Source organism: Streptomyces sp. NRRL F-2664 (assembly GCF_000719345.1).
Lineage (GTDB): Bacteria > Actinomycetota > Actinomycetes > Streptomycetales > Streptomycetaceae > Streptomyces.
On the sequence record NZ_JOFX01000007.1, the window covers coordinates 22849 to 46432 of the forward strand.

19 protein-coding genes are annotated in these 23584 nt (G+C 72.5%); 13 read left to right on the forward strand and 6 right to left on the reverse strand.

All coding sequences use genetic code 11. The features are described from left to right. Positions 1–92 precede the first annotated feature (92 nt). The 4 genes from IF89_RS0109890 (at position 93) to IF89_RS0109905 (ending at position 7096) form a co-directional block, all read left to right on the forward strand. Positions 93–1736 (forward strand): serine/threonine-protein kinase, encoded by a 1644-nt coding sequence (locus IF89_RS0109890; protein ID WP_030764222.1) that lies wholly within the window; start codon positions 93–95, stop codon positions 1734–1736. Positions 1737–1838: 102 nt separating this feature from the next. Beyond that, positions 1839–3470: a succinic semialdehyde dehydrogenase gene (locus IF89_RS0109895; protein WP_030764224.1), complete on the forward strand. Its 1632-nt coding sequence runs from the start codon at positions 1839–1841 to the stop codon at positions 3468–3470. A gap of 10 nt (positions 3471–3480) precedes the next feature. Then, a complete protein-coding gene (locus IF89_RS0109900) occupies positions 3481–5289 on the forward strand; it encodes a GMC oxidoreductase (protein WP_030764226.1) in 1809 nt (602 codons plus the stop codon). Between the two features lie 166 nt (positions 5290–5455). Then, complete coding sequence (locus tag IF89_RS0109905; protein WP_063831276.1) at positions 5456–7096, forward strand: LPXTG cell wall anchor domain-containing protein; 1641 nt, start codon at positions 5456–5458, stop codon at positions 7094–7096. Between the two features lie 257 nt (positions 7097–7353). Here the strand turns inward: IF89_RS0109905 and IF89_RS0109910 are convergent, their stop codons facing one another. After that, on the reverse strand, positions 7354–7614 hold the full coding sequence (locus IF89_RS0109910) for a chorismate mutase (protein ID WP_030764230.1): 261 nt from the start codon (positions 7612–7614) through the stop codon (positions 7354–7356). A 292-nt stretch (positions 7615–7906) separates the two neighbouring features. Between IF89_RS0109910 and guaA the strand changes: the two genes are divergently transcribed. The 4 genes from guaA (at position 7907) to IF89_RS0109930 (ending at position 12274) form a co-directional block, all read left to right on the forward strand. Then, the gene (gene guaA, locus IF89_RS0109915; protein WP_030764232.1) at positions 7907–9493 is read left to right on the forward strand and encodes a glutamine-hydrolyzing GMP synthase; all 1587 of its coding nucleotides are present in this window, start codon (positions 7907–7909) and stop codon (positions 9491–9493) included. A gap of 123 nt (positions 9494–9616) precedes the next feature. Further along, positions 9617–10387 carry a class II aldolase/adducin family protein gene (locus IF89_RS0109920; RefSeq protein WP_030764234.1) on the forward strand — a complete coding sequence of 257 codons (771 nt, stop codon included), beginning with the start codon at positions 9617–9619 and terminating at the stop codon, positions 10385–10387. Positions 10388–10489: 102 nt separating this feature from the next. Further along, positions 10490–11746, forward strand: a complete 1257-nt coding sequence (locus IF89_RS0109925; RefSeq protein ID WP_030764236.1) for a hypothetical protein — start codon at positions 10490–10492, stop codon at positions 11744–11746. An 18-nt stretch (positions 11747–11764) separates the two neighbouring features. Further along, positions 11765–12274 carry a TQO small subunit DoxD gene (locus IF89_RS0109930; protein ID WP_030764238.1) on the forward strand — a complete coding sequence of 170 codons (510 nt, stop codon included), beginning with the start codon at positions 11765–11767 and terminating at the stop codon, positions 12272–12274. Here IF89_RS0109930 and IF89_RS0109935 read toward each other — a convergent pair. Next, positions 12220–12444, reverse strand: coding sequence for a hypothetical protein (locus tag IF89_RS0109935; RefSeq protein WP_030764240.1), 225 nt, complete (start codon positions 12442–12444; stop codon positions 12220–12222). The two genes, IF89_RS0109930 and IF89_RS0109935, sit on opposite strands and share 55 nt — an antisense overlap. Continuing rightward, positions 12431–13759 (reverse strand): PspC domain-containing protein, encoded by a 1329-nt coding sequence (locus IF89_RS0109940; protein ID WP_030764242.1) that lies wholly within the window; start codon positions 13757–13759, stop codon positions 12431–12433. Before IF89_RS0109940 ends, IF89_RS0109935 begins: the two co-directional genes overlap by 14 nt. Before the next feature lie 131 nt (positions 13760–13890). Here IF89_RS0109940 and IF89_RS0109945 point away from each other — a divergent pair, with 131 nt between their 5' ends. From IF89_RS0109945 to IF89_RS0109955, 3 genes are all read left to right on the forward strand, one after another. Next, positions 13891–15186, forward strand: coding sequence for an ATP-binding protein (locus IF89_RS0109945; protein ID WP_030764244.1), 1296 nt, complete (start codon positions 13891–13893; stop codon positions 15184–15186). After that, complete coding sequence (locus tag IF89_RS0109950) at positions 15183–15881, forward strand: LuxR C-terminal-related transcriptional regulator (RefSeq protein WP_030764245.1); 699 nt, start codon at positions 15183–15185, stop codon at positions 15879–15881. The genes IF89_RS0109945 and IF89_RS0109950 overlap by 4 nt, the downstream gene beginning before the upstream one ends. Before the next feature lie 138 nt (positions 15882–16019). Beyond that, entirely contained in the window at positions 16020–17123 is a 1104-nt protein-coding gene (locus IF89_RS0109955; RefSeq protein ID WP_030764248.1) for an alpha/beta hydrolase, read from the forward strand. A gap of 8 nt (positions 17124–17131) precedes the next feature. Here IF89_RS0109955 and IF89_RS0109960 read toward each other — a convergent pair whose 3' ends face one another. After that, positions 17132–18181 (reverse strand): C40 family peptidase, encoded by a 1050-nt coding sequence (locus IF89_RS0109960; protein ID WP_030764250.1) that lies wholly within the window; start codon positions 18179–18181, stop codon positions 17132–17134. 141 nt (positions 18182–18322) lie between these two features. Continuing rightward, the gene (locus IF89_RS0109965) at positions 18323–18676 is read right to left on the reverse strand and encodes a hypothetical protein (protein WP_030764252.1); all 354 of its coding nucleotides are present in this window, start codon (positions 18674–18676) and stop codon (positions 18323–18325) included. Between the two features lie 224 nt (positions 18677–18900). Here IF89_RS0109965 and IF89_RS0109970 point away from each other — a divergent pair, with 224 nt between their 5' ends. Continuing rightward, positions 18901–19248 carry an ArsR/SmtB family transcription factor gene (locus IF89_RS0109970; protein ID WP_043193573.1) on the forward strand — a complete coding sequence of 116 codons (348 nt, stop codon included), beginning with the start codon at positions 18901–18903 and terminating at the stop codon, positions 19246–19248. Continuing rightward, positions 19232–21748, forward strand: a complete 2517-nt coding sequence (gene pcrA / locus IF89_RS0109975; RefSeq protein WP_030764256.1) for a DNA helicase PcrA — start codon at positions 19232–19234, stop codon at positions 21746–21748. Before IF89_RS0109970 ends, pcrA begins: the two co-directional genes overlap by 17 nt. A 159-nt stretch (positions 21749–21907) precedes the next feature. Here pcrA and IF89_RS0109980 read toward each other — a convergent pair whose 3' ends face one another. After that, complete coding sequence (locus IF89_RS0109980) at positions 21908–23536, reverse strand: M23 family metallopeptidase (protein WP_234327714.1); 1629 nt, start codon at positions 23534–23536, stop codon at positions 21908–21910. Between the last annotated feature and the right edge of the window lie 48 nt (positions 23537–23584).

Sequence of the window (23584 nt, forward strand, 5' to 3'; positions counted from 1 at the left end):
CGTCACAGTGCCGTCTTTCGGCGCCCGTGCGGTTCCGGCAGCACCCGTGGGCTCCGTAATCTGGCCTGAAGTGCAGAGAGCGGCGGGATTTCGTGGAACAGCAGACTGGTGGGGGCGCCGTGCTGGCGGGCCGGTACAGGCTCGTCGAGCCGATCGGCCGGGGCGGTATGGGGAAGGTGTGGCGCGCGCATGACGAGCTGCTCCACAGGACCGTCGCCGTCAAGGAACTGACGGCGGGTCTGTACGTCGCCCAGGCCGACCGGGACGTCATGCACGCCCGGACGCAGAAGGAGGCGCGGGCCGCGGCCCGCATCCAGCACCCGGCGGTGGTGACCGTCCACGACGTGCTGGAGCACGACGACCGGCCGTGGATCGTCATGGAGTACATCGACGGTCCCTCCCTCGCGGACGCGGCCAAGGCGGCCGGACGCATCGAACCGCGCGAGGCGGCCCGGATCGGGCTGCACGTGCTGGGCGCGCTGCGCGCCGCGCACGCGGTCGGTGTACTGCACCGGGACGTCAAGCCGGGCAACGTCCTGCTCGCCAAGGACGGCCGGGTGCTGCTCACGGACTTCGGGATCGCCGCCATCGAGGGCGACTCCTCCATCACCCGCACCGGCGAGATCGTGGGTTCGATCGACTACCTGGCGCCCGAACGGGTCACCGGCGGGATCCCCGACCCGTCGTCCGACCTGTGGTCGCTGGGCGCCACCCTGTACACCGCGGTGGAGGCCCGCTCCCCGTTCCGCCGAACGTCGCCGATCTCCAGCCTGCAGGCCGTGGTGAACGACGAGCCGCCGGCGCTGCGGCAGGCCGGGGTGCTGGGCCCGGTGATCACCTCGCTGCTGCGCAAGGACCCGACGGAGCGGCCCTCGGCGGAAGAGGCCGAGCGGATGCTGCTGGAGGCGATGGAGGGCCGCGAGCCCAGGGCGGCGCAGGCGTACGTGCCGACGCGGGCCGTCACGTCCGAGGAGCTGGCCCCGGCGCAGGACCGGCCCGAGGCGCCGGCCCCGCAGGAGGACGCGGCCGGGACGGCGCCGCTGCCGGAGCCGGCGGTGTCCGGGACGGTGGCCGCGCAGGTGCCAGCGGACCGGGACGGCGGCTGGCTCAAGCGCGCCGCGGTGGTGGCCCTGGTGGCCGCGCTGCTCGGTGGCGGCGGGGTCTTCGGGGTCCTCAAGTACACCGGGGACGCGGGGGCGGACGGCGGCCAGGACCGGGTCACGAGCTCGACGGGCGGCCCGTCCGGTGACGAGGACAAGCCGCGGGCGGCCACTCCGCCGGCCGGCTACACGAAGGTCACCGACCCCCTGGCCGGCTTCACGCTGTTCGTCCCGGAAGGGTGGACGCGCAAGGCCAACGGCGACCAGATCGACTACACCCCGGACGACGGCAAGCACTTCATCCGGATCGCCGCCGACTCCACACCGGACTACCGGGACCCGCTCGCACACCTCCTGGACCTGGAGCAGCAGGTGCAGAAGCGCACGGACTACAAGAAGGTGCGGCTGAACCAGAACACCTTCCGGGACAGCACGCGGGCCGCCCTGTGGGACTTCACCTGGACGGAGAAGCAGAACCACCCCGGCCCGCGCCGGGCCAAGGAGCAGATGTACATCGCCCCGGACGGCACCGAGTACGCCATCTACATGTCGAGTCCGGTCGCGAGCTGGGCCACGACGGAGCAGCAGTTCGACGTGGTGCTCAGCGGCTGGGAGCCGCCCGCCGGGAAGTCCTGACCGGCACCGGCCCGGCATCCTGCCAGCGATCGCTGGCGTAAAAGACAAAATCCGGTTACCGGCGGGTACCCAAAGGCGTCCCGGCGCAATACGCTCACCCGCATGACGGACTCGCAGGCCCCCGCCGCCCCCCTCCGGACCGCACCGCAGCCCACCAACCCGGTCGCCCCGGCGCCGGCCGGCGCCCGCACCGCCGCCGACGTGGTCACCCCCGCCCTGGTCGCCCGGCTGACCCGCGGCGTGATCGGCTCCGGCCGCACCGCGAACCACACCCCCTTCACCGGGGACCGGCTGGCGGAGCTCCCCGAGGCCACCCCCGAGGACGTCGCCGAGGCCTTCGAGCGGGCCCGCGCCGCCCAGCCCGCCTGGGCCGCCGTGCCCGTGCGCAAGCGGGCCGCCGTGCTGCTGCGCTTCCACGACCTGGTCCTGGAGCGGCAGGCCGAGGTCCTCGACCTGATCCAGCTGGAGACCGGCAAGGCCCGCCTGCACGCCCACGAGGAGGTCCAGGCGGTCGCCGTCTCCGCCCGCCACTACGGCCGCAAGGCGCCCTCGTACCTGCGCCCGAAGGGCCACACGGGTGCGATGCCCACCCTGACCAAGGTGACCGAGCTGCGCCAGCCGCGCGGGGTCGTCGGCCAGATCGCCCCCTGGAACTACCCGCTCGAACTGTCCGTCGGCGACGCCCTGCCGGCGTTCGTCGCGGGCAACGCGCTCGTGATGAAGCCCGACACCGAGACCGCGCTGACCGCCCTGTGGGCCCGCGACCTGCTGATCGAGGCCGGGCTGCCCGCCGAGGTCTTCCAGATCGTGCTCGGCGAGGGCCCCGTCGTCGGCCCCGAGGTGGTCCGCCACGCCGACTACGTCTCCTTCACCGGCTCCACCCGCACCGGCCGCGAGGTCGCCCGGGGCGCTGCCGACCGGCTCGTCGGGGTCTCCCTCGAACTCGGCGGCAAGAACGCCATGCTCGTCCTGCACGACGCCGACGTCGAGAAGGCCGCCGCGGGCGCCGTCCGCGCCTGCTTCTCCTCCGCCGGCCAGCTGTGCATCTCCATCGAGCGGCTCTACGTCCATGCCTCCGTCGCCGACGACTTCGTCGAGCGGTTCGCCGCCCGCACCAGGGCCATGCGGCTCGGGGCCTCCCTCGCCTACGGCGCCGACATGGGCTCGCTGGTCGGCGAGCGCCAGCTGGAGACCGTACAGCGGCACGTGGACGAGGCCGTCGCCAAGGGCGCCACCCTCGTCGTCGGCGGAACCGCCCGCCCCGACATCGGGCCGCTGTTCTACGAGCCCACCATCCTCGACGGCGTCGAGGCCCCCATGGCGGTCTGCGGCGAGGAGACCTTCGGCCCGGTCGTCTCGATCTACCGCTTCACCGACGAGGAGCAGGCCATCGCGGAGGCCAACGCCACCGCCTACGGCCTCAACTCCAGCGTCTGGACCAAGGACGCGCGCCGGGGCCACCGCGTCGCCGCCCGCCTGCGCACCGGCACCGTCAACATCAACGAGGGCTACGCCCCCGCCTACGGCAGCGCCCAGGCGCCCATGGGCGGCATGAAGGACTCCGGACTCGGCCGCCGGCACGGCTCCGAGGGCATCCTCAAGTACACCGAGGCGCAGACCGTCGCCCACCAGCGGCTGGTGCCGATGGCGCCCTCGCTCGGCATGGACGACGAGAAGTACGCGGCGTTCATGACCCGCAGCCTCAAGGTCATGAAGGCTCTCCGACTGCGCTGAGGAGGTATCCGTGTCGCACGACGACGCATCCGGCGACGACGCCTACGACTACGACGTCATCGTCATCGGATCGGGCTTCGGAGGGTCCGTCTCCGCCCTGCGCCTGACCGAGAAGGGCTACCGGGTCGGCGTTCTGGAGGCAGGGCGCCGCTTCACCCGCGAGAGCCTGCCCAGGAACAGCTGGGACCTGCGCAACTACCTGTGGGCGCCGGCCCTCGGGCTGTACGGGATCCAGCGGATCCACCTGCTCGGCAACGTCATGGTGCTCGCGGGCGCCGGCGTCGGCGGGGGCTCGCTGAACTACGCCAACACCCTCTACGTGCCGCCGGACGCCTTCTTCCAGGACCGGCAGTGGGCGTCCATCACCGACTGGCGCGAGGAACTCGCCCCGTACTACGACCAGGCCAAGCGCATGCTCGGCGTCCGCCTGAACCCCACCATGACGCCGTCCGACGTCCACCTGAAGGCGGCCGCCGAGAGGATGGGCGTGGCAGACACCTTCCACATGGCGCCCGTCGGCGTGTTCTTCGGCGACGGCGAGGACGCCGCAGGGGCGTCCAGGGCCCGGCCCGGCGAGGAGGCCGCCGACCCGTACTTCGGCGGGGCCGGCCCCGCCCGCAGGGCCTGCACCGAGTGCGGCGAGTGCATGACCGGCTGCCGGCACGACGCGAAGAACACCCTGAACGAGAACTACCTGCACCTCGCCGAGCGGGCCGGCGCCGTCATCCACCCCATGACGACCGTCACCGCCCTGTCCGAGCACCCCGACGGCGGCCACCGCGTCCGCACCGTGCCCACCGACGGCCGCCGCCGCGGGAAGGCGAAGGTGCTGCGCTGCCGGTACGTGGTCGTCGCGGCGGGCACGTACGGAACGCAGACCCTGCTGCACGCCATGAAGGACCGCGGCGAACTGCCGCGCCTGTCGCAGCGGCTCGGGGAACTGACACGGACCAACTCCGAGGGACTGGTCGGCGCGCAGACCGACGACCGCCGCTACCGCCGGCGCCACGGCGAGGACCGCCGGGCCGACTTCACCCGCGGCGTGGCGATCACCTCCTCCGTGCACCCCAACGCCGACACCCACATCGAGCCCGTCCGCTACGGCAAAGGCTCCAACGCCATGGGGTTCCTGACCGTCCTCCAGGTGCCCCACAGCGCCCACCGGGTCCGCGCCTGGCTCGCCAGGACGGCGCGGCACCCGGTGCAGCTGGCCCGGTCCCTGTCGAACCGCCGCTGGTCGGAGCGGACCATCATCGGCCTGGTCATGCAGTCCGTGGACAACTCGCTGACCACGTACCTCAAGCCGGGCGGCATCGGCAAGGGCCTGCTCACCGCCCGCCAGGGGCACGGCGCCCCCAACCCGGTGCAGATCGCGGAGGCCACGCAGGCCGCCACCCTGCTGGCCGAGGAGATCAACGGTTTCGCGGGCAGCAACATCGGCGAGCTGATGGGGACCCCGCTGACGGCGCACTTCCTCGGCGGCTGCCCCATCGGGGCGTCGGCACACGAGGGCGTGGTGGACCCGTACCACCGGCTCTACGGCCACCCGGGCATCTCGGTGGTGGACGGCGCGGCGGTCTCCGCGAACCTGGGGGTCAACCCGTCGCTGACGATCACGGCGCAGGCGGAGCGGGCGATGGCGTACTGGCCGAACAAGGGCGAGCCGGACCCGCGGCCCGCACAGGGAGCGGCCTACACCCGCCTGGAGGCGGTGGAGCCGGTCCGGCCCGCCGTCCCCGAGGACGCCTTCGGCGCGCTGCGGCTGCCGTTCCTGGCGGTCCCCGCCATTCCCCCACGGGATCCGGAACCGGCCGGATGACGACGGCGGGTACCGCGCTCCCCCTCCGAGCGCGGTACCCACCGCGGTACATACGTGACAGATGTTCAGCCTCGATGGTTGTACCGGAATCCGCCGAGCCGGGCTGTGGTGTCGATCACATGGTGAACCGGGCAACTGCTCATCGCGTTCGGCCGTCAACGGCAGCATGAGAAAGCGCATCTCCTTGCTGACTGCCTGTGGCGTCGCTGCCCTGGGGCTCGCCGCCGCTCCGGCACACGCCGCGGACCCCGTCCTCACCCTGACCGGACCGGCCCAGGTCGGCCTGCGCCCGCACCCCGGGCAGAACGCCGGACCGCAGAAGACCTCGGTGCAGTTCCGGCTCGTCAACGACACCGGTTCCGCCTTCGAGCGCCAGAGCACCTTCACGATCGACCTGACCGGTCTCAAGGGCGTCGCCGACGTCGCGCTCGCGAAGCAGCAGGGCTCGGAGTGCACCCTCACCGCTGCGGCCGTCACCTGCAAGCGCCCCGCGCTGTGGAAGGGCGAGACCACCGTCGTGGACCTCGACCTCAGCGCTGCCGACGGCAGCGGGGCCGGCGCCGCCGCGGACCTCACCGTGACCGGCAGGGCCGACGGCGCCACCTTCAAGAGCGCCACCACCAAGGTCCGGGTCGGCGGCCCCGACCTCGTGCTGGAGCGGGCCGAGCTCACCGAGGAGCAGAAGCCGGGCGACAAGCAGCCGCTGTCGATCGTCTTCGCCAACGCGGGCACGGAGTCCGTCCACGGCGTCGTCCTGGAGATGCGCACCACGCACGGCATGAACCTCGTGGAGCAGTACGACAACTGCTCCTCCTCCGAGGACCCGGCGGAGGGCCGGCCCTGGAACACCGGCTGGAGCACGGTGCAGTGCCTGCTGGAGGGCGAGTACAAGGCGGGCAGCGTCTACGGGGTCGACGGCCCGCTCACCCTCAAGGCCGCCCCGCACGCCTTCGCCGAGGGCCTCACCTACGCCGTGTACGCCGCCGGCGACCGGCCCACCGCGGGCACGACGTCCAAGAAGCCGAGCGGCGGCAAGAAGCTGGCCGTGCGCGAGCGCGCCGCCAAGGCGTCCGCGCAGTCGACGGACCTCGACCCCTGGAACAACCTCCAGGAGTTCGACTTCAGGACGAAGAACAGCGCCGACCTCGTGGCCTGGCCCGTCGCCCTCACCGGCACGGCGGGCGAGACGGTGAAGGCCGACTTCGGCTTCCGCAACAACGGCCCCGCCTGGGTGGCGCACCTGCGCTCCGGTGAGAGCGTCGCCCGCACCGACATCGTCATCCCGGCCGGTACGAAGGCCACCAGGGTCCCGGCCGGCTGCCAGGGCGTCAACGCCGACGGCACCGCCCGCGAGCAGACGCTGGGCGCGCCGCGCTACCTCTGCTCCACCGGCCACGTCGTGGGGGAGCGGGAGAAGTTCAGCTACCCGTTCGAGCTGAAGATCGAGCAGGTCGTGGCCGACGCGGCGGGCTCCGTCTCGGTCGGCCGGTGGACGCCCGAGGGCACCAAGGGCCAGCCGTGGGACCCGAACCACGCCAACGACAAGGCGTCCGTGATGATCGGCGCGAAGACCGGCGGCGCCTCGCCGAGCCCGACCGCCACGGCCACCGCCTCGCCGTCCGCGACGGCGTCCGCCTCGGCGTCGGCCTCGGCCACGCCCACCGGCACCTCCGGCCCCGCGGCGAACGGCAACCTCGCGGCGACCGGCAGCTCCGCGGGAATGCTCGCGCTCGGCGGCGCGGTGCTCATGGCCGCGGGCGGCGGCCTCGTCCTGGCCTTCCGCCGCAGGACCGGCACGCACGCCTGAGGCGCACGGACGCGGAACGGCCGGCCCGGGGCGTCCCCCGGGCCGGCCGTCCTCAACGGGGTGACCGGGCTGCTGTCCCCTGCCGTCCGGTCACGCGAAGGAGCGAGGTCCCACGACGCACGCACCACGAGGCGTACGTCTCATCGCTCCTGCGGAGCCACGCGTGGTGTTGCGGTCCCGCGGCTGGCTGTCGCGGCCATCCTCACCAACGAAGCGTTCCTGGGGCGGTCACGCTCCGGACGGGTGACGAACAGCCGTCACACCCGGCCCCGGCACAGCTCCAGCAGGGTCATCGCCAGGGCGGTGCCGGGCCGGCCGAGGGCATCGCTCCAATGGGACAGCACCTCCATCTCGCGCGACAGGTGCACCCGGCGGCCACCGGAGGCGATCCGGGCGTCCTGGACGACCGTGGAGACGGCCATCCGCTCCTGGATCAGCCCGATGATCCGGTCGTCGATGGCGTCGATCCGGGTGCGGGACTCGGCGATCAGCTGCTCGGGGGTGGTGGTGACGCTCATGGTGTTCTCCTGTGGGTCGTGCCGGCAGGAGCGGGAACGCAGAGCGCCCCGGTCCTGTCGGACCGGGGCGCTCTGGGAAGTCAGCGGCTCAAGCGAGCATCACGATGACCCATGGCGACCGGACCGACCGGTGCCATAGGTAAAGAGGAAGCTCAGCTGCTCGCGCATGGAAGGGATTATTACCACCCGCCCTTCCGCACGCCAAGCGCATTCGGATGGTGAGACGAAGGGGCCCCGGCGGCCCCCGTTAGAATCGACAGAACAGCCACCTCTTCCGCCGGAAGGCCGCCCCGTGCCAGAAGCACCCTCCGCCGCCCACGACAGCGCCCCGGACACGGTTCTCGTCGTCGACTTCGGCGCCCAGTACGCCCAGCTCATCGCCCGCCGCGTCCGCGAGGCACGGGTCTACAGCGAGATCGTGCCGAGCTCGATGCCCGTCGACGAGATGCTGGCCAAGAACCCCAAGGCGATCATCCTCTCCGGCGGTCCGTCCTCCGTCTACGAGGAGGGCGCCCCGCAGCTCGACCGCGCGATCTTCGAGGCCGGGGTCCCCGTCTTCGGCATGTGCTACGGCTTCCAGCTGATGGCGACCACCCTCGGCGGCACGGTCGACAACACCGGCGCCCGCGAGTACGGCCGCACCCCGCTGGCCGTCTCCAAGGCCGGCTCCACCCTCTTCGAGGGCACCCCCGCGAACCAGTCGGTGTGGATGTCGCACGGTGACGCCTGCTCCGCGGCCCCCGAGGGCTTCACCGTCACCGCGTCGACGGACGTCGTCCCCGTGGCGGCCTTCGAGAACGACCAGAAGAAGCTGTACGGCGTGCAGTACCACCCCGAGGTGATGCACTCCACGCACGGCCAGCAGATCCTGGAGCACTTCCTCTACCGCGGCGCCGGCCTGGCCCCCACCTGGACCACGGGCAACATCGTCGAGGAGCAGGTCGCGGCCATCAAGGCGCAGGTCGGCGACAAGCGCGCCATCTGCGGCCTGTCCGGCGGCGTGGACTCCGCGGTCGCCGCGGCCCTGGTGCAGAAGGCCATCGGCTCCCAGCTCACCTGCGTCTACGTCGACCACGGCCTGATGCGCAAGGGCGAGACCGAGCAGGTGGAGAAGGACTTCGTCGCCGCGACCGGCGTCCAGCTGAAGGTCGTCGACGCGCAGGAGCGCTTCCTCGCCGCCCTCGCCGGCGTCTCCGACCCGGAGACCAAGCGGAAGATCATCGGGCGCGAGTTCATCCGCGTCTTCGAGCAGGCCCAGCTGGAGATCCTCCAGGAGGAGGGTCCGGCGGTCGCCTTCCTCGTGCAGGGCACCCTGTACCCGGACGTCGTCGAGTCCGGCGGCGGCACCGGCACCGCGAACATCAAGTCGCACCACAACGTGGGCGGCCTCCCCGACGACATCGAGTTCGAGCTCGTCGAGCCGCTGCGCCAGCTGTTCAAGGACGAGGTCCGCATGGTCGGACAGGAGCTCGGCCTGCCCGAGGAGATCGTCCAGCGCCAGCCCTTCCCCGGCCCCGGCCTCGGCATCCGCATCGTCGGCGAGGTCACCAAGGAGCGCCTGGACCTGCTGCGCGAGGCCGACGCGATCGCCCGCCACGAGCTCACCGCGGCCGGCCTGGACAGCGAGATCTGGCAGTGCCCGGTCGTCCTGCTCGCGGACGTCCGCAGCGTCGGCGTCCAGGGCGACGGCCGCACCTACGGGCACCCGATCGTGCTGCGCCCCGTCTCCTCCGAGGACGCGATGACCGCGGACTGGACGCGCATGCCGTACGAGGTGCTCGCCCGGATCTCCACCCGCATCACCAACGAGGTGCCCGAGGTGAACCGTGTGGTCCTGGACTGCACGAGCAAGCCGCCGGGCACCATCGAGTGGGAGTAGTCCCCGCCCGGCACGCGTGAAGAGCCGCCGCTCCCTGTGGAGCGGCGGCTCCGCCGTTTCTCTGGCCACTTCGCAGGGGCGCGGGTACCTTGCGCCGCGACCCGAGCCCTCGAAGGAGCGCCCATGCCGGACCAGCCCGCACCCGTGCCCGTGGACCGGCTCCGCTTCGAGATGCCGCCCGCGCACACGGACCCGGCCGAGGAGCGCGCGTACCGCAAGGAGCGGCTCGCGGGCACGCTGCGGCTGTTCGCTCGCCTCGGGTACGAGGACGGCGTCGCCGGGCACGTCAGCGCCCGCGACCCGGAGTTCGACGACTGCTACTGGGTGAACCCGTTCGGTCGCGCCTTCGCCTTGCTCGGCCCCGAGGACCTGCTGCTCGTCGACGGGGACGGGCGGGTGCTGCAGGGCGGGCGACGGGTCAACGAGCTGGCCTTCGCCGTGCACGCTGCCGTGCACCGGGCCCGCCCCGACGCGGTCGCCGTCGTCCGCGCGCCCGCCCCGTACGGGCGGGCCCTCGCCGCCCTCGGCGAGCTGCTCGCCCCCCTCACCCACGAGGCCTGCGCCTTCTACGAGGACCACGCGCTCCTCGACGAGTACGCCGGGGCGCACGACGCCGAGCGCATCGGCCGCGCGATCGGCCCGTACAAGGCGCTCGTCCTGCGCCACCACGGGCTGCTGACGGTCGGCGGCTCGGTGGACGCGGCAGCCTGGTGGTTCGTCGCCGCCGAGCGGGCGGCCCAGGTCCAGCTGATCGCGCGGGCCGCCGGGAAACCGGTGCTCATCGACCACCACAAGGCCGTCGCCACCCGCGAGCGGTTCGGCGGGGACCTGGCCGCCTGGGTGAGCTACCAGCCGCTCTGGCAGAGCGTCGCGGACCTGCCGTCAACATCATGAACCGTTAATCACCTGCTCTGACATCGTGCGCAATCCGGAGCACTGCCCCAGTGGTGCACAATTCGCTGGCATCGCACCGTAGTTCAGAGAGGCGGCACGTACGTGGCTGTCCAAGAGATGTCCCGCGGCACCCATACCACTGCCTGCGCCTGCGAGGAGTGCGCCCGGGAAGGGCACCGCCGTGCGGTCGCCGCGTTCCTGGAGAAGCGCGACGAGTTCGCCGCCGGGCAGGGCGTGCCGGCCGCCGTCGCCCACTCCCTCGGCGCCTCCCGGCAGTGGGTCTCCGACGAACTGACCCTGTCGGCCCGCACCGTCGCCGACCGGGGCCGGGAGGCCGGGACCTCCTGGCTGCACGTGTTCTCACGGCGGGCCGTCCTCGCCGTGTGGATCGCCGCGGGCGTCCTGCTGCTGGTGCAGGTCGCCGCCGCGCTCGGCACCGGCTGGACCACGGCACGGACCGCCGGACTGCTCGCCGCCCTGCTGCTGGCCGGGCTGCTGACCCTCGCCGCTCGCGCCCAGTCGGTCCGCGGCGGCCTGCTCGCCCCGCTGGTCGGCGAGGACAACCGGCTGTCCACCTCGAAGGCGGTGCCCACCGCCTGGGTGGTGCTCACGGCGTTCGCCACGCTCCTGCTCGCGCTGCGGCTGGCCGCCTCCGCCCCGGGTCCGCAACGGCAGGCGCTGTACGCGGGCCTCGCCCTGGACCGGGCGCTGCCGCTGCTGTCGGTGGTCGTGCTGACCTCCGGGGTGGCGGTGCTGGTGCGCCGGGTGGTCTCCGTACGGATCATGGGGCAGCGGCTGCAGAAGCTGCCGGCCGACCGGCCGCGCGGAGCGGACCTGCTCACGGACGACGCCGGCCGCGGGAGCTTCCCGGACGCGCAGTACGTGCTCGTCTCGACCGTCGTCCTGGCCTACGCGGCGGCTTCGCTCGCCCGCTTCCCGGACCGGCTGCCGCAGCTGCCGTGGGCCATGGCCCTGCTGGTGGCGCTGTCGGCCGCGGTGTACCTGGCCGCCAAGTACGCCGAGGGCAGCCGCCCCCTGGTGCTGTCGGTGGTGCGCAGACGGGAGCCCGGGGACCTGGACGCCGCAGTCCGGCCCGGGGACGACATCGAGATCCGCGGGGTGGGCTTCGTGCCGCCCGGGGCGCAGACCCCGGAGATGCTCGCCCGGCTGGTGGTGCGGATCGGGGCGGTGCACGTGCACGTGCCGCTGGTCCCGGTGCCGGGCGGGTTCACCAACCCGTCCGACGCGGTGCTGACCGTGCCCCTACCGGCGGAAGTGGAACCGGGGCGCACCGAGATCCAGGTCGTCACGGCCGCCGGAGTGGAATCCAACCGCTGCACCATCGACGTGGCCGAGTGATCGGGGTAGACATGACGCGTGACCAGAACCGAAGCACCTCCCCGGACCGACGTACCGCGCGGCCTGCGTGAACAGGCTGCCCGGTACCACCTGCTGCCCCTGCGCCTCTTCCTCGGCGTCACCTTCGTCTACGCCGGCCTGGACAAGCTCTTCGACCCCGCGTTCCTCTCCGCCTCCGGCGAAGGCTCCATCGGCGAGCTGATGCGCGGGGTGCGCGACACCTCCGCCGCCCCCGCCCTCGTCGACCTGGCCCTGCAGTCCCCTGTCGGCTTCGCCGTGTTCCTCGCCGTCGCGGAGATCCTCGTGGGCCTGGGCACCCTGGTGGGCCTGCTGTCGCGGGCCGCCGCCCTCGGCGGTGCGCTGATCTCGCTCAGCCTGTGGCTCACGGTGTCGTGGGCGGTGTCCCCGTACTACTACGGCAACGACCTGATCTACCTGATGGCGTGGACCCCGCTGATCCTCGCCGGCGCGCCCTACCTGTCGCTGGACTCGGAGATCCGGTCGCGCCGGTCCCGGCGCACGGCATAGGTCACCAGCCCCACCAGCGCGGCCAGCGTCAGGCCGCCCGCGGCCATCGGGACGACCGCGTACCACGGCACGTCGGCGCCGCCGGTGCTCTCGACCAGGTGGAGCACCCCCGCGAGCATCAGGACCAGACCCGCGATCAGCCGTCCCGGCTGGAACTCATGACGCCGCACGTTCCACCTCCACCTGTCCGACACCCGCCGTCAGATCCAACTCGATCGTCCCGCCGGCCTCGGTGCCGGCGGGCGGCGCCAGGGTCGCCGTCCGGGTCTGCTGCCCGGGCCCGGCCCGTTCGATACGGCCCGCGTCGTCGCCCGGCAGCTGGATGTCGCCGAGGTGCCGGACGGTGACGTCCGCCTCCGCCGTCACCTCCCGGGGCAGCACCACATGGAGCCGGCCCATGTCGATGGAGGCCCTGACGGTCACCCTGGTGCCCTTGGGCACGTCCAGGCGGCTCAGGTCCACAACGGCCAGCCCCGTGCCCGCCTCGTACGCGGGCCGTACGTCGGCCACCGCGGCGGGCCGCCACTCGAACTTCCCCCAGTCGGTGCCGATGTCGCGCGGCAGGGCGGCGGCGCCCGCCAGCAGGCCGGAGGTGAACAGGGCCAGCACCACCGTGCCGAAGCCGGTGCGCCCCAGCAAGGAGCTGACCGCGAGGCCGAGACCGAAGACGACCAGCGCGCAGGCGAGCCCCGTCTGCAGGGCATCGCCCAGCGGGCTGCCCTCCCAGTCCGCCGCGGTACCGGCCGCCCCCGCCAGCAGGGCGAGCAGGAACACCCGGCCCCCGATGCCGCCGCGCCGCCCGACCCGGACGGCCGCGGGCCGCCACAGGGACGGGTCCACCAGGCGGGCCCCGCCGCCCTCCGCGCCGACGGCGTCGACGTCGGGACCCCACAGGTAGCCGGTCGAGCCGACCGGCCCGGTGGTGCCGTCCTTCACCAGCGGGTCCCGCCACCAGGAGGGCGCGCCCGGAGCGGGCGGCGCCTGCGTCTCCGGCGGCGCCGCCGGGGAGTGCGCGGCGCGCGGAGCGGGCGCCTCCGTCTCCGGGGCGAAGGACTGGCGCCGCCGCTGCGACCAGTACGAGGCCCCGCCCAGCGCCAGCACCACCAGCACCGAGAAGACCGCCAGACCGCCGTTGTCGAGCATCGACAGGAACAGCGCACAGCCCACCAGGGCCGCGAACACCGCCGCGAGCGTGGCCCCTTCGACCCGGCCCGTCAGCAGCTTCTTCGCCTCGCTGTCCTCCTCGCCCTCCTGCGGGAGCAGCAGCCACGCGAAGCCGTAGAAGATCAGGCCGACACCGCCGGTGACCGCGAGAACGCCCAGCACGATCCGGAAGACCACCGGGTCCAGGTCGAAATACCGGCCCATGCCGCCGCACACGCCCGCGAGTACCTTGTCGCGCTTGCTGCGGCGCAGGGGCGGCCGGGCTTCGGCGGCCCGGGGCGCTCCCGGGGCCGCCGGCGGGGCATCGTGTACGTCGGTCATGCGTCCATGGTGACGGCCGCCGCGGGCACCCGGAATCCGGCCCTACCCTGGCGCAACCCTGATATCCCCCGAACAGAAGTGGGGGGACGCCCTGATGCCGCGCCGCGGCCCGCCGTGTGACCCTTGGTGACATGCCCGTAGCCGCCGCCACCCGTCCCCCGCACGCCCCGGACGCCGACGACCCGCCGCAGCGCAAGCTCTACCGCAGCGCCGACGGCCGGATGCTCGGCGGCGTCGCACGCGGTCTGGCCGGGCACCTCGGGCTGCCCGTGGGCTGGGTGCGGCTGGCGTTCCTGCTGCTGTTCATGTGGGGCGACGGGTTGGGCGTGCTGCTCTACGCCGCGTTCTGGGTCTTCGTACCGCTCGGCGTCGGCGGGCGCGCCGGGCACCGCTCCTTCTTCGAGTCCCTCCCCGACGGCACCCGCCGTCTGCGCAAACCCGACCGCGGACAGATCACGGCGCTCATCGCCCTGTTCATCGGCGCGGCCATCTTCGTCTCCAAGGTCCAGGTGGGCGGCGAGTCCGGGCGCTACGTGTGGCCCACACTGCTGGTCGGGGCCGGCGTGGTCCTCGTGTGGCGGCAGGCCGACAACGCCCGCCGCGCCCACTGGAGCACCGCCGCCGGGCACCGCGGACGCCTCTTCCAGGCCGCCCGCGCGCTCGCCGGGGTCGCCCTGGTCGGCGTGGGCCTGACCGTCTTCATCGTCGTACGGGGCTCCGCCGCCCAGCTCGGCAACGTCCTCACCGCCACCCTCGCCGTCCTCGTCGGCGTCGCCCTGCTCGCCGGCCCCTGGCTGATCCGGATGACGCAGGACCTCTCCGAGGAGCGGCTGATGCGCATCCGCGCGCAGGAGCGCGCCGAGGTCGCCGCCCACGTCCACGACTCGGTGCTGCACACCCTCACCCTGATCCAGCGCAACGCGGAGGACGGGGGCGAGGTGCGCCGGCTCGCGCGGGCGCAGGAGCGCGAGCTGCGCAACTGGCTCTACAAGCCCGAGGGCACCGGCAAGGAGGAGGCCGAGGAGCCCGCCACCCTGGCGGAGGCCGTGAAGAAGACCGCCGCCGAGGTCGAGGACCACCACGGCGTGCCCATCGAGGTCGTCGTCGTCGGCGACTGCCCGCTCGACGAGAGGCTGGGCGCGCAGGTCCAGGCCGCGCGTGAGGCGATGGTCAACGCCGCCAAGTACGGTGGCGAGGGCGGGCCGGTGCAGGTGTACGCGGAGGTGGAGGGGCAGACGGTGTTCGTGTCCGTACGGGACCGCGGGCCGGGCTTCGACATCGACGCGGTACCCGGCGACCGCATGGGCGTACGAGAATCGATCATCGGCCGGATGCAGCGCAACGGCGGGACGGCCCGGCTGCGGTCCGCGCCCGACGGCGGCACGGAAGTCGAGCTGGAGATGGAGAGGGCGGCGAACACGGCATGACCGAGGACGAGAAGAACACAGGCGCGGGGGAGACCAGGCGCGTCCGGGTGGTGCTCGTCGACGACCACCGGATGTTCCGCACCGGGGTGCAGGCCGAGATCGGCGAGACCGCCCGGACCGGCGTCGAGGTCGTCGGCGAGGCCGCCGACGTCGACCAGGCCGTCACGGTCATCACGGCCACCCGGCCCGAGGTGGTCCTCCTCGACGTGCACCTGCCCGGAGGCGGCGGCGTCGAGGTGCTGCGGCGCTGCGCGCCGCTGATGGCGGCCGCCGAGCATCCGGTGCGGTTCCTGGCACTGTCGGTCTCCGACGCGGCCGAGGACGTCATCGGAGTGATCCGCGGCGGTGCGCGCGGCTACGTCACCAAGACCATCACCGGCAGCGACCTGGTGGACTCCGTCTTCCGTGTGCAGGACGGCGACGCGGTGTTCTCGCCGCGGCTGGCCGGCTTCGTGCTCGACGCGTTCGCCTCGACGGACGCGCCGCCGATCGACGAGGACCTGGACCGGCTCACGCAGCGCGAGCGCGAGGTGCTCCGGCTGATCGCGCGCGGGTACGCGTACAAGGAGATCGCCAAACAGCTCTTCATCTCGGTGAAGACGGTGGAGTCGCACGTCTCGGCAGTGCTGCGCAAGCTGCAGCTCTCCAACCGGCACGAGCTGACCCGCTGGGCGACGGCCCGACGACTGGTGTGACGCACGGGGCGCGCGTGATGTCGGACACCTGACGTCCGATGCGTGGCGGCCCCGATGTGCCGTTGACCTGGGGTGTGACCGAAACCGCAGGTGGAGGCGGCAACCGGGGCCCGGTCGGCAGCCCTCTACGGTGGCGTGATGAGCCTGACCGGGACACCCTTCTTCGCCACGGTGATCGCACTCACCGCGCTCGCCGTCCTCCTGCCCCTGGCCGTGTGGAGCAAGGTGCGCGGCCCCGCCGTCGTGCGCACTGCCCTGCGCTTCCTGATGGTGGTGTTCGCCCAGGTCACAGCCGTCGTCGTGGTGTTCGTCGCCGTCAACAGGGCCGAGCACTTCTACAACTCGTGGGACGACCTGCTCGGCACCGGCTCGTACGTCACCGCGGCCCCCGACCTCGGGCCGGACGGGCTCGGCGGCAAGAAGGCCGCGGAGGCCCCGAAGGTCAAGCAGGCCTTCCAGCCGGTGGAGGGCCTCGGCGGCCGGGTGCAGAAGACCGATCTCGACGGCAAGATCTCCGGCGTCAAGGGCGACGTCCTGGTGTGGCTGCCGCCGCAGTACGACGATCCGGCCTACAAGGACAAGAAGTTCCCGGTCGTCGAGCTGATCCCCGGCATCCCGGGCACGGGCAAGTCCTGGTTCCAGGGGCTCAAGGTCCACGAGGTGCTGGAGCCGCTGATGAAGAGCGGCAAGGTGCAGCCGTTCATCCTCGTCTCGCCGCGCGCCATGCTGCTCGGCAACGGCGACACCGGCTGCGCCAACCTCCCCGGCAAGGTCAACGCCGACAGCTGGTTCAGCGTCGACGTCCGCAAGATGGTCGTCGACAACTTCCGTGCCACGGACGAGGCCCGCACCTGGGGCGTCGCCGGCTACTCGGCCGGCGCGTACTGCGCCGCCAAGCTGGCCATCTCCCACCCCGACCGCTACAGCGCGGCCGTCTCCCTGTCCGGGTACAACGACCCCGGCCAGGAGCCCACCTCGCTCGTCGCGCAGGACCCGCAGACGCGCACCGCCCACAACCTGAAGAACATCCTCACGGCGCAGCCGGCCCCGCCGGCCGTCTCGCTGTGGCTGTCCGGTGCGGAGCAGGACGGCTACCTGTCCGGCATGGACCTCAAGGGGCTCGCCCAGAAGCCGACCTTCGTGCACGCGGAGAAGGTCGTCGGCGGCCACAACCTCGAATCGTGGTCCAGGCAGCTGCCGCAGACCTTCGGCTGGCTGAGCGGCGTGGTCAAGGCCCCGTAGGGGCCGGCTCACGCGGGGCGGGAGGCGCCGGCCCAGGGCATCGAGTCGATCGGCGCCAGGCGCACGGTCGACCCGGGGCGCGGGGCGTGGATCATCTGGCCGTTGCCGACGTAGAGGCCGACGTGGGTGATCCCGGAGTAGAAGAACACCAGGTCACCCGGGGCCAGCTGGTCGCGCGAGACCCGGCGGCCGGCGTTGATCTGGGTGTAGGTGGTGCGGGGCAGGGACACCCCGGCCGAGCGCCAGGCCGCCTGGGTCAGCCCCGAGCAGTCGAAGGAGCCCGGCCCCGTCGCGCCCCACACGTAGGGCTTCCCGATCGCCCCGTGGGCGAAGGCCACGGCGCGGGCCGCACGGGAGCCGTCGGCGGGCGGCGGGGGCGCGGGAGCGGTCCGGCCGGCGGGGGCCGCGGAGGCGGCGCTGGGGGCCTGGGCCTCGTAGGCGGCGCGCTCCTCGGCGGTGAGCTTGGCGAGCAGCCGCTTGGCCGCGGCGAGCTTCTCCTCGGCCTCGGCCTTGTGGGCGGCGAGTTCGTCCTGCCGGGCGCGCAGGTCGGCGAGCCGGCCGGACGCCTGCTCCCGCAGCTCGGAGACCTCGTCCAGCTTGCGGCGCACGGCGCTGATCCCGGCGGCGTTGCGGTCGCCGGCGCGGGAGATGAAGGAGGCCTGGGCGAGGTACTCCTGCGGGTCGTCGGCCAGCGCGAGCTGAACGGCGGTACCCAGGGAGCCGCTGCGGTACTGGGAGGCGGCGAGCGTCCCGAGGGCGCCGCGGGCGGTGTTGAGCTGGTCGGCCTTGCGGGCGGCCTCCTCGCGCAGGCCGGTCAGGGCCCGTTCGGCCTCGTCGGCCTGCTCCTTCGCCCCGTTGTACCGCTCCGCTGCCGCCTCGGACTCCTCGTACAGCCGGTCCACCTCCGTCTTGATCTGGGCGGGGGTGGGCCGGGGGTCGGCCTGGGAGGTGCCTTCGAAGGCGGTGGCGGTGGCAGCGCCCGCGAGGGCGAGGGCGGCGGTCGTGCGGACGGATCCGCCGGAGAGCGGGCGCTGCCTGGGCTTTCGATGACTGGCCACGAGGGCCTCACGTCCTTCCTCTGCCGGTGCTGGGGAGGACGCTAGACCCGGGGGCAACGGGCGGATGAGGCGATGATCGTAAATGCCCCGATGCGATCGGAGCTGGCCGCACCGGACCGGAGGGGATCGTTCCGCGGTGGGTCAGTGCCAGAGAAGGGCGATGAAGATGTTGATCACGGTCAGTCCGCCGACCGTGCCGAACACCGCCTTGTCCACGCGCTCCTCGTCGCGCTTGACGTAGACGAGCGCGAGGATCACGAACAGCAGGGCGAGCTTCACGCCGACCTTGACGTTGTTGACGGGGGAGCCGTCCATCTCGTTGAAGCCGACGAGGAGCACACCGGTGACGAGCATGGTGAGCGCGCCGTGCAGCATGGCGGGCGTGAAGCGGGCGGTGCCCGCGCCCATCGCCTTCATCTGGGTCAGGAAGCCGCCGAGCAGGGCGGCGATGCCGATGATGTGCAGGCCCACGAAGACACTGATGAGAACGTCCATGGCAGTCGAGCGTACGGCGGCGGGCGGTCGGCCGAAGAAGCGGGTCGGCTCCTCGGCGACGGCCCGCGGCTGCTCCTCCGGCAGGCAGTGGCCGCTGTCGTCGACGCGGACGACCCGCGGGTCGGTGCCGAGTGCCGGGACGGCCCGGCGCAGCGACGGTTGGACTGTACGAGATCATCGAACAGTGCGCCAGGGTTCGTACGAGAAGTGCGTACAGTGGGGGCATGCCTGCCGCAGCCGACCTGGCCCACCCCGCCGCCGACCGCATCGAGCTCGTCGACGTGCTGGCCGCGCTCGGGCATCCCGTCCGGCTGGAGATCGTCCGCAAGCTCGCCTCCGGCGCGGAGGCCTTCTGCGGGGAGGTCGTGCCCGACCTGCCCCGGTCGAGCGTCACGCACCACCTCAGGACGCTGCGCGAGAGCGGAGTCATCTGCCAGCGCCCGCAGGGCCGCAAGCTCTACCTCGCGCTGCGCCGCGACGACCTGGAGCTCCGCTTCCCCGGTCTGCTGGAACTCGTCCTGGCCTGTCGGTCCCGCCCCCTAGACTCGGAATGCGATGAGCAGCCTCTTTGACGACAGCTTCCTGGCGGACCTCACCCCCTCCGACGAGGTCCCCCCGCCGCCCGAGGAGTACCCCGCCCCGGAGGCGGGCGCGGACGACCTCTTCGGGGGCCACTTCGACGTGCCCATGACCGGGGACGCCTACTACCGGGACGGCTCGCCCAAGCCCGTCATCGACCCGGCGACGCTCCTCGACGGCCTGAACGAGCAGCAGGCCGCCGCCGTCGTGCACGCGGGCTCCCCGCTGCTCATCGTGGCCGGCGCCGGCTCCGGCAAGACCAGGGTGCTCACGCACCGCATCGGCCACCTGCTGGCCGCCCGCAACGTCCACCCGGGCCAGATCCTGGCGATCACCTTCACCAACAAGGCCGCCGGCGAGATGAAGGAGCGCGTCGAGAGCCTGGTCGGCCCGCGCGCCAACGCCATGTGGGTCTCCACCTTCCACAGCGCGTGCGTCCGCATACTCCGCCGCGAGTCCAAGCGGCTCGGCTTCACCTCCTCGTTCTCGATCTACGACGCCGCCGACTCCAAGCGCCTGATGGCGCTCGTCTGCCGCGACCTCGACCTGGACCCGAAGAAGTTCCCGCCGAAGTCCTTCAACGCCAAGATCTCCAACCTGAAGAACGAGCTGATCGACGAAGAGGCCTTCGCCGACCAGGCCGCCGACGGCTTCGAGAAGACCCTGGCGCAGGCGTACGCGATGTACCAGGCGCGGTTGCGCGAGGCCAACGCCCTCGACTTCGACGACATCATCATGACCACGGTCCACCTGCTCCAGGCCTTCCCGGACGTCGCCGAGCACTACCGGCGCCGCTTCCGGCACGTCCTGGTCGACGAGTACCAGGACACCAACCACGCCCAGTACACGCTGGTGCGCGAGCTGGTCGGCACCGGCTACCCGGACCTGCCCCCGGCCGAGCTGTGCGTGGTGGGTGACGCCGACCAGTCGATCTACGCCTTCCGCGGCGCGACGATCCGCAACATCCTGCAGTTCGAGGAGGACTACAAGGACGCGACGACGATCCTGCTGGAGCAGAACTACCGCTCCACGCAGACCATCCTCTCCGCGGCCAACGCAGTCATCGAGCGCAACGAGAACCGCCGCGCCAAGAACCTGTGGACCGAGGCCGGTACCGGCACGGTCATCACCGGCTACGTCGCCGACACCGAGCACCACGAGGCCCAGTTCGTCGCCGACGAGATCGACCGGCTCACCGACTCCGGTGACGCCAAGGCCGGCGACGTCGCGATCTTCTACCGGACCAACGCGCAGTCGCGCGTGTTCGAGGAGATCTTCATCAGGGTCGGCCTGCCGTACAAGGTCGTCGGCGGCGTCCGCTTCTACGAGCGCAAGGAGGTCCGCGACGTCCTCGCGTACCTGCGCGTCCTCGCCAACCCCGAGGACAACGTTCCGCTGCGCCGCATCCTGAACGTGCCCAAGCGCGGCATCGGCGAGCGCGCCGAGGCCATGATCGACGCGCTCGCGCTCCGCGAGAAGATCACCTTCCCGCAGGCGCTGCGGCGGGTGGACGAGGCCTTCGGCATGGCGGCCCGCTCGACCAACGCGGTCAAGCGGTTCAACGCGCTGATGGAGGAGCTCCGCACGATCGTCGACTCGGGCGCCGGCCCGGCGGTGGTACTGGAGGCGGTCCTGGAACGCACCGGCTACCTCGCCGAACTCCAGGCATCGACCGACCCGCAGGACGAGACGCGGATCGAGAACCTCCAGGAACTGGCGGCAGTGGCGCTGGAGTTCGAACAGGCCAGGGAGGCTGCGGCCGCCGAGGCGCCGGACGGCGCGGCACCCGCCGGGCCCGGCACGCTCGCCGAGTTCCTGGAGCAGGTCGCCCTCGTCGCCGACTCCGACCAGATCCCCGACGAGGACGAGGACGGCTCCGGCGTCATCACCCTCATGACCCTGCACACCGCCAAGGGCCTGGAGTTCCCGGTGGTCTTCCTGACGGGCATGGAGGACGGGGTCTTCCCGCACATGCGCGCGCTGGGCCAGACCAAGGAGCTGGAGGAGGAGCGCCGCCTGGCCTACGTCGGCATCACGCGGGCGCGCGAGCGGCTGTACCTGACGCGGTCCAGCATGCGCAGCGCGTGGGGCACTCCCTCGTACAACCCGCCGTCGCGGTTCCTGGAGGAGATCCCGGACCAGTACCTGCAGTGGAAGCGCACCGGCGCGGCCCAGAAGCCGGCCGGTCCGATGCGCAGTTCGGGCTACGGGACGGGCTCGGGCGGTGCCCGGGCCACGTTCGGCACGTCGCCCGAGGCCTTCCTGTCCTCGTCGCGTACGAAGTCGGGACCCTCCGGCTTCGCGACGCGCCGGGCGGCGGACAAGCCGGTCGTCGCCCTGGTGGTCGGGGACCGGGTCACGCACGACCAGTTCGGGCTGGGCACCGTCATGGAGGTCAAGGGGGCCGGCGCGGACGCCCAGGCCACCATCGACTTCGGCGACGACAAGCCGAAGCGGCTGCTGCTGCGTTACGCACCGGTGCAGAAGCTCTAGGGCTCCGGCCCGGGCTCCACGTACGGGTGCCCGGCAGCGGGAACGCTGCCGGGCACGCGCGGGAGTCGGTCGGGCCGGGAGGTCCGGGGTCCGGGCCGCAGGGGCTGCGTCGGTCGGGCCGCCGTCGGTCGGGCCGGGGGGTCGGTCGGGCCGGGGTGGCTACCTCGGGTCCAGGCCCTTGCTGCGGAGCCAGGCCAGGGGATCGATCGCGGAGCCGCCGCCGGGCCGGACCTCGAAGTGGAGGTGCGGGCCGGTGGAGTTGCCGGAGTTGCCCGAGTAGGCGATGACGTCGCCGGCCTTGACCTTGCCGCCGCGGATCTTGGTGGAGCTGAGGTGGCAGTACCAGGTCTCGGTGCCGTCGGGAGCGGTGACTATCGCCATGTTCCCGTAGGCGCTGTTGTACTGGGTGCGCACGGTGCCGTCCGTGGCCGCCATGACCGGGGTTCCGTAGGACACCGGGAAGTCGATGCCGGTGTGCACCGACATCCACATGCCGCCGGACTGGCCGAAGCTGGCGCTGAGGCCGTGCTGGGCGACGGGGACCGCGAACTTCGGGCGGGCGGCTTCCTTGGCCGCGGCCTCCTCGGCCTTTTTCTTCTTTTCCTCTTCCTGGCGTTCGCGCAGGTCGATGCGCTCCTGCGTACGGCTCGCGCGGTCCGCGAAGTCGCCCGCGTCGGCGCTGAGCGCGACCAGTTGGGTGTCGAGCTTGGTGTTCGCCGCGACCGGCTTCACCGAGGCCGGGTCGGGTGCGGCCATCGTGGTGGTGTCCTCGGCGGGCTTGTCCGTCCCGGTGAGCCCGCCGACGGAGGCGGCCGCGACACCCGCGACCCCCATCACACAGGCGGACGGAACGGCGACGGTCAACAGGGCGGAACGCTTCGCCGGGGTGCGCCGACGGCTGCCGGCCGCCTTGGAGCCGGCCGCCGCCTTGGCGCCCGACGTCTTGGCCGCGCCCTTGGCGGCGTTGCGCCGCGCCGAGCGGGGGGCGGAGGTCACGGGCATGGCCTGGGTGGGCATGTCGTGGACGCCGTGCAGTTCGTGGACCTCGGGCAGCTCGTACGCCTCGTGCGCCTCGGGGGACTCGGACGTCTCCGTCACCGCGGCCGCGTCGTCGGAGAGCACCTCGAAAACGGCGGTCTCGCTGTAGGAGTTCGGGGCCGCGCCGGTCTCCTGGAACCCATGGGCCTCATGCGCCTCGTGGGTGTCCTGGACGTAGTCGGCGGTGCCGAGGGTGGCCGTGCCGTAGGCGTAGTCCTGCTGCGCGGGCCGGTAGTCGTACGCATAGGCGGCCTCGGGCTGGGCCGGGGCCTGCGCGACGGTGTTCCAGGCGGTCGCGTCGTAGGCACCGGTCTCGGTGCCGGTGGTGCCGAAGCCCGGTACCGCCCAGTGCCCGGTCTGCTCGGCGGGGGTGTCGTAGCCGAAGGAGGCCGACGGATAACCGGGGTGACCGGAGTGGTCCGTGCCCGCCCCGGCCGCGGTCCAGGCGCTCGCGTCCCAGCTCCCGGTGGTGTCCTCGGGGGCGGACTGCGACGGGATCGTGCCCAGGTAGGGGTCCTGCGAGGTCCACGCGGTGGTGTCGTACGCGCCGGTCTCATAGCCGTAAGCGGCGTAGTTGACCCCCTGGCCCTGTGTTTCGTAGGAAACGTAGGTCGAATCACCAGCGAAAGCGGTGGTGGAAAGGCCTTCATACCCGGAATCCGGATACTGGCCCGACGGGGGGCGGTCGTTCACCAACTTCTCTTTCGCCTCGGCAGTGGGGGCCTGGGTGGCCGGGAACTCGAGGTTCACCGGAGGAGAGCAGTGGCGTGACTGTACCCGGCGGTTACTCGCGACGAC

What these genes read in the sequence shown, in the direction of transcription:
- IF89_RS0109895 (WP_030764224.1), top strand. Translation starts at nt 1,839, where the DNA reads ATGACGGACTCGCAGGCCCCCGCCGCCCCCCTCCGGACCGCACCGCAG.
- IF89_RS0109905 (WP_063831276.1), top strand. Translation starts at nt 5,456, where the DNA reads ATGAGAAAGCGCATCTCCTTGCTGACTGCCTGTGGCGTCGCTGCCCTG.
- IF89_RS0109910 (WP_030764230.1), bottom strand. Translation starts at nt 7,614, where the DNA reads ATGAGCGTCACCACCACCCCCGAGCAGCTGATCGCCGAGTCCCGCACC.
- IF89_RS0109920 (WP_030764234.1), top strand. Translation starts at nt 9,617, where the DNA reads ATGCCGGACCAGCCCGCACCCGTGCCCGTGGACCGGCTCCGCTTCGAG.
- IF89_RS0109940 (WP_030764242.1), bottom strand. Translation starts at nt 13,759, where the DNA reads ATGACCGACGTACACGATGCCCCGCCGGCGGCCCCGGGAGCGCCCCGG.
- IF89_RS0109945 (WP_030764244.1), top strand. Translation starts at nt 13,891, where the DNA reads ATGCCCGTAGCCGCCGCCACCCGTCCCCCGCACGCCCCGGACGCCGAC.
- IF89_RS0109950 (WP_030764245.1), top strand. Translation starts at nt 15,183, where the DNA reads ATGACCGAGGACGAGAAGAACACAGGCGCGGGGGAGACCAGGCGCGTC.
- IF89_RS0109955 (WP_030764248.1), top strand. Translation starts at nt 16,020, where the DNA reads ATGAGCCTGACCGGGACACCCTTCTTCGCCACGGTGATCGCACTCACC.
- IF89_RS0109965 (WP_030764252.1), bottom strand. Translation starts at nt 18,676, where the DNA reads ATGGACGTTCTCATCAGTGTCTTCGTGGGCCTGCACATCATCGGCATC.
- IF89_RS0109970 (WP_043193573.1), top strand. Translation starts at nt 18,901, where the DNA reads ATGCCTGCCGCAGCCGACCTGGCCCACCCCGCCGCCGACCGCATCGAG.
- pcrA (WP_030764256.1), top strand. Translation starts at nt 19,232, where the DNA reads ATGAGCAGCCTCTTTGACGACAGCTTCCTGGCGGACCTCACCCCCTCC.